The sequence below is a fragment of the Acinetobacter sp. YH16032 genome, from assembly GCF_013417345.1.
GTDB lineage: Bacteria > Pseudomonadota > Gammaproteobacteria > Pseudomonadales > Moraxellaceae > Acinetobacter.
Map to the genome: position 1 here is coordinate 1 of NZ_VPEE01000089.1, position 3,505 is coordinate 3,505.

The following is a 3,505-nucleotide window of genomic DNA, read 5'->3' on the forward strand; positions in this document are numbered from 1 at the left end:
GCCGAGTCGTAAAGCTCAGAAAGCTGTTATTGAACAAAGAAAGTTAAATCCTGTGCTTGACTCTTGTGGTTAAAAACAGGACATTTTAAATGGTTTATCGCATAGACATTTTAATTGGTGAATAACAGAAACTAAAATAATGATTTAAAATCAATAACTTAAAAATTCCCACCCACCCCAAAAAACAGCAAAAAACCGACTTTGAAACATCTCGGTTTCTTTTTGAGCATATTTGTCATTTTTCGCCAATAAAAATGGTTAAAAAGTGATCAAAAACCGCAATTCCCTATAAGATATATGCCTCTCGGAATCAAATCCATCCCCAATTTCTGCGGACAAATTTTTGGATAATTTAAGAGAATTTGAGTATTGGATACTTAGCTTACCTTTATTCAAAATCCAGCTGATATTCATCTGTTGTGATTCTTATTTTTATTTTCTTATATTTTCTTTTCGTAGTACTTAATGCTGAATTGATAACTTCTTCATGAAATTTAGAATCATTCATTAATTCACCAAATAATTTATAACCGATTAGGATTTTCTTTACTTCTTTGTCTGCTTTTCGATATTTTTCAATCAATAAATCTAAATCATTAACGCTAAAATTTTTCATTTCTATTCTAATTGACCTCTAGGTGATGATAAAATACACTCATATTTTTAGATAATATATAATATCTTCATCTATTATTTATCTAGTTTTTAATGACTCGTCTGCATCCTGTTCAGGAAGTATTATTCTTACTTAAAAATGATGAATCTAATATGAAAAGATTATTAAAATTTTCTCTTTTGCTCAGTAACCCTATGGCTGAGCTTTTTTTCATGTATAAAAATTCGAATAAGGTTTGGTATTAAATCAAGAGGATTAAGTAAATCCACTTATCAATTTTTGATAAAGTCGTCTAATTAAAGAATAGATAAAATATTGCAGATAGTTAACGTAATTATGCGCCTAATCAAATCATTAAAAGTTGGCGGTTCATCCAAACTGGATACAACTTGCTCTAATTTTATGATTTTAAAGGGTTTTTCATTAGATTATGAAAAACCCCTGAAGAAGATAGTTATGTATGTCTAAAATTTTGGTGGATACCTAGTATTTTCGATCAAAATCTAATTAAAAATATTTAAGAAAGTGATAGTTATTTAGATAATCTCTTTTAATCACCACGATATGACCAATGTACAGTTTTATAATCTTCATCACTATTTCTATATTCACTAATGAGATCATTTCGTTCATCTAATGCATCTTGATAATCATCTTCATGAAAACAAATAGCCATACGGGCTTGACCACCAAATTCAGCTTCAATAAAAGAATTAAAACTATTTTTTATTCCAATATCTGAGCGAGATATACTCAAGTTATTACGGAAAACTGAAGATACAACCCAAAATGATTTATCCCAAGATATAGCACTTTCTGTAATTAGAGAACGACAAAATGTATATCTAGTATCTTGTGCATTTGTATATGCTGCACCACAGATTAAGGTTATCCCTAGGAATGTAGAAGATAATTTTTTGTAAAAACTCATAGCATCACCGGTAGTTTATTTGTATTTACACTTTTCATGTAAGTAATCAAGAGCTGCATTCATCTTTTTAGCATGACTATCTTTTACGTACCATATAGCAGCACCGCCTGTTCTTGTAGGATCTAACTTCCATCCATTTAATAAAGTATATTGTGAATATTTTACAGGACCAACATAAAGCTTATTAATCGTATATCCATCTCCTCTCACACTAGCTCTTGTCCAATCTATAGAAATTTCTCGCAGATATTTTCCATTATTGCCACTACGATCTTTATCAGTAAACATTATTGAATAACTAGTTGAACATCCTGAACTCTCAAATGAAAAAAGATCAGCTCGGATATTATTACCTACTATTTCTTGGGTATAGAGCCCTGCTTCGTCTATAACCTCATGAGCATCTTGTAATGAAGAAAAACTATCAACTTTTTTTGCGTAAGTAGATGAACAAAAAATAGCAATTAAAGCTAAGCTATAAATTTTCATGATCTGAGCCTTATCTAAAGGTTTAACAATATTTATTTCTTAAAAATATAAGCTTTCTAGTAGTTAGATTGGTGACTAATAGAAATGAGTTAAAACAGGATTTTTTAGTAACCAAATAATATAAAAATGATTTTCACGAGGATCATACGCCTTACTACTCTATTATGAAATATCTTTCTTTAATTCTCATTCTATCTAATTAAAAGAAAGTCTATAGAAATAGTGGTAATTGAATAATCACATCATTTTTTTATTTACTATTAGCTAACTGACTTAACAGTAGTTCAAGTTTATTAATCTCACTTTTACTAACTTTTTTCGTTAAAGGGAATTCTATTGTATCTGTAACTTCTCTTGTTGGACGGGGTGATTTATAAGTATTTACTTTTATCAACTTTATGTTAGGTTTCTTAAAAAACAAGAACCCATTAACATTTTCCTTATTAATTGTTAAATATTTACCATTATTATTTTTTTTCATGTCTGACCATTTAATATTATCATAGGCTTCAACATAAACTGGACGATCATAATCATACTTCAGTCTTTGTCCAACCATCATCACATCAACGTTTATAGCAGCACTACTATAAAATGTTTCTTGTGGAACTTTTTTATCTTCTACAAATTCATCTACGACATGTTCAGTTAACCAAGAATTAATTTTCTTAATTATTTCACTTTTATCATTAATATCTGATGCATAAGCAGCATTAGCTATTAGTGTAAAAGACATACATAAGAATAAATATAATATATTTCTCATAATATCACCTGAAAATACCTTTTGTGTTTTAAAAAATCTTATTATATTATAATTAAGAGTAGATTAAAAAAGGAAATTAATTATGAAATTAAAAAAAATTATTATTGGGGGATTATTAGCTTCATTAGCTACTCTGGTATTTGCTAATAAGCCCTTGTTCCTATTATGTAAACATAATTCTCATGGAGAGACTTGGCATCTAATAGGTGGACCTTATAATAAAATCGCTGATTGTGACAGAGTTGCTGATCGCCATAGAGATTATCATTCTAATCGAGGGGATCAATATCCGACTGTCCAATGTTCATGGAGAACTCAAAGTGAGATCAATGATATGTTGTACAATGGTAGATTGAGCCGTTGGTAATTATTTCTATTAAAAAGCCCGACATCATGTCGGGCTTTTTAATAAGAGGCTTAATGGTGCTGGACGTTTAACATTCCCTGTTTATCCATATCTTATTTTCTAGAACTTCCTGCTCTATATTTATTTATAATAAAAGAACGAATAATTACATCCAAGATGACAAATACTAGAAACAATGGGCTTTGTTGCACAAACCTATCTGTAAAGGGTTTTTCAGCGATATAATTCTCAAATGAAGAAGCCTACACACAAAATCTACCGCACAACCAATTGGCCCGCATATAACCGAGCACTCATGAGTCGCGGAAATATTGCCATTTGGTTTGATCCTGCTAC

Annotated in this window: 5 protein-coding genes and 1 pseudogene; 2 read left to right on the forward strand and 4 right to left on the reverse strand. The window is 29.8% G+C overall.

Features of this window, described 5'->3' with window-relative positions; genetic code table 11:
* Nucleotides 1-388: 388 nt before the first annotated feature.
* From FTV32_RS16190 to FTV32_RS16205, 4 genes are all read right to left on the reverse strand, one after another.
* Nucleotides 389-616: a hypothetical protein gene (locus tag FTV32_RS16190; protein ID WP_035270938.1), complete on the reverse strand. Its 228-nt coding sequence runs from the start codon at nt 614-616 to the stop codon at nt 389-391.
* A 550-nt stretch (nt 617-1,166) separates the two neighbouring features.
* The gene (locus FTV32_RS16195; RefSeq protein ID WP_035270939.1) at nt 1,167-1,547 is read right to left on the reverse strand and encodes a hypothetical protein; all 381 of its coding nucleotides are present in this window, start codon (nt 1,545-1,547) and stop codon (nt 1,167-1,169) included.
* 15 nt (nt 1,548-1,562) lie between these two features.
* Nucleotides 1,563-2,036: a hypothetical protein gene (locus tag FTV32_RS16200; RefSeq protein ID WP_092766523.1), complete on the reverse strand. Its 474-nt coding sequence runs from the start codon at nt 2,034-2,036 to the stop codon at nt 1,563-1,565.
* A 250-nt stretch (nt 2,037-2,286) separates the two neighbouring features.
* A complete protein-coding gene (locus FTV32_RS16205) occupies nt 2,287-2,802 on the reverse strand; it encodes a hypothetical protein (RefSeq protein WP_143047397.1) in 516 nt (171 codons plus the stop codon).
* 82 nt (nt 2,803-2,884) lie between these two features.
* Between FTV32_RS16205 and FTV32_RS16210 the strand changes: the two genes are divergently transcribed.
* Both FTV32_RS16210 and FTV32_RS16215 read left to right on the forward strand, forming a co-directional pair.
* Nucleotides 2,885-3,169: a hypothetical protein gene (locus tag FTV32_RS16210; protein WP_035270248.1), complete on the forward strand. Its 285-nt coding sequence runs from the start codon at nt 2,885-2,887 to the stop codon at nt 3,167-3,169.
* Nucleotides 3,170-3,401: 232 nt separating this feature from the next.
* Nucleotides 3,402-3,505 (forward strand): annotated as a pseudogene (locus FTV32_RS16215) (IS5/IS1182 family transposase); the annotation flags it as partial.

Excerpts from the sequence above, each read along its gene's own strand:
- FTV32_RS16190 (WP_035270938.1), bottom strand. The coding sequence starts at position 616 with ATGAAAAATTTTAGCGTTAATGATTTAGATTTATTGATTGAAAAATAT.
- FTV32_RS16195 (WP_035270939.1), bottom strand. The coding sequence starts at position 1,547 with ATGAGTTTTTACAAAAAATTATCTTCTACATTCCTAGGGATAACCTTA.
- FTV32_RS16200 (WP_092766523.1), bottom strand. The coding sequence starts at position 2,036 with ATGAAAATTTATAGCTTAGCTTTAATTGCTATTTTTTGTTCATCTACT.
- FTV32_RS16205 (WP_143047397.1), bottom strand. The coding sequence starts at position 2,802 with ATGAGAAATATATTATATTTATTCTTATGTATGTCTTTTACACTAATA.
- FTV32_RS16210 (WP_035270248.1), top strand. The coding sequence starts at position 2,885 with ATGAAATTAAAAAAAATTATTATTGGGGGATTATTAGCTTCATTAGCT.